General features: G+C 60.7%; 1 protein-coding gene. It reads left to right on the top strand.

Annotation, left to right across the window (positions count from 1 at the left end; all coding sequences use genetic code 11):
* Nucleotides 1–171: 171 nt before the first annotated feature.
* Nucleotides 172–1,211, top strand: a 1,040-nt coding sequence (locus tag D6877_RS25535) for a RecQ family ATP-dependent DNA helicase (protein ID WP_130912499.1), incomplete at its 3' end; no start/stop codon positions are given.

Below are 1,211 nucleotides of genomic sequence, written 5' to 3'. Positions count from 1 at the left end.
GTCTTCTCAGCGGCACCCTCTGCGGCGAAGGCCTCGGGTATACTGCCGCGTTTTGCGATCCCTGCCGGCGCTGCGCTGGTCATGCAATGTGTTCTTACGTTTTGTTTAAGCAGCCGAAGCTGCTCTGAACCAGCCTGAGCAGGGATGTATCGGTAGATTTTTGGAGTTTTTATGCTCGAACAGGCTCAACGCGTCCTCAAGGACATCTTCGGCTACGACAGTTTCCGTGGCCGTCAGGGTGCGATCATTGAGCGCGTGGCCAGCGGCGGTGATGCGCTGGTGCTGATGCCTACCGGTGGCGGCAAGTCGTTGTGCTTCCAGGTGCCGGCGCTATTGCGTGAAGGTCTGGCGGTGGTCGTGTCGCCGTTGATCGCGCTGATGGACGATCAGGTCGCCACCCTTGAAGAACTGGGCGTGGCCGCCGCTGCGCTGAACTCCACGCTGAGTGCCGAGCAGCAGCGCGACCTCGCTCTGCGGATCAAACGCGGCGAAGTGAAAATGCTCTATTTGGCGCCCGAGCGCTTGGTGCAGCCGCGCATGCTGGCATTCCTGCAAAGCCTGGAAATCGCCTTGTTCGCCATCGACGAAGCGCATTGCGTATCGCAATGGGGCCACGATTTCCGCCGCGAATACCTGCAACTGGGTCAATTGGCCGAGCTGTTCCCCAACGTTCCGCGCATCGCTCTCACCGCGACCGCCGACAAGCGCACCCGCGAAGAAATCGTCGATCGCCTGCACCTGCAGAACGCCGAACGCTTCCTGTCGAGTTTCGATCGCCCAAACATCTTTTATCGCATCGTGCCCAAGGAACAGCCGCGCAAACAGTTGCTGGCGTTCCTCGCCGAGCGGCGCAGCGATGCCGGCATCGTGTATTGCCTGTCGCGCAAGAAGGTCGAAGAAGTTGCGGCGTTCCTCAGCGAACAGGGTTTCCCGGCGCTGCCGTATCACGCCGGTCTGCCCAACGATTTGCGCGCCTATCACCAGAAGCGCTTCCTCAACGAGGAAGGCCTGATCATGGTTGCCACGGTGGCGTTCGGCATGGGCATCGACAAGCCCAACGTACGCTTTGTCGCGCACCTTGATCTGCCGAAATCCCTTGAGGCTTATTACCAGGAAACCGGGCGCGGCGGCCGTGACGGGCTGCCGGCGGATGCGTGGATGGCTTACGGTCTGCAAGACGTGGTGATGCTCAAGCAGATGCTGCAGAACTC

Origin of the sequence: Pseudomonas sp. Sample_9, from assembly GCF_004307535.1 — a bacterium.
Classification (GTDB): domain Bacteria; phylum Pseudomonadota; class Gammaproteobacteria; order Pseudomonadales; family Pseudomonadaceae; genus Aquipseudomonas; species Aquipseudomonas mercuritolerans.
This window is presented reverse-complemented; position numbering and strand designations above follow the sequence as displayed.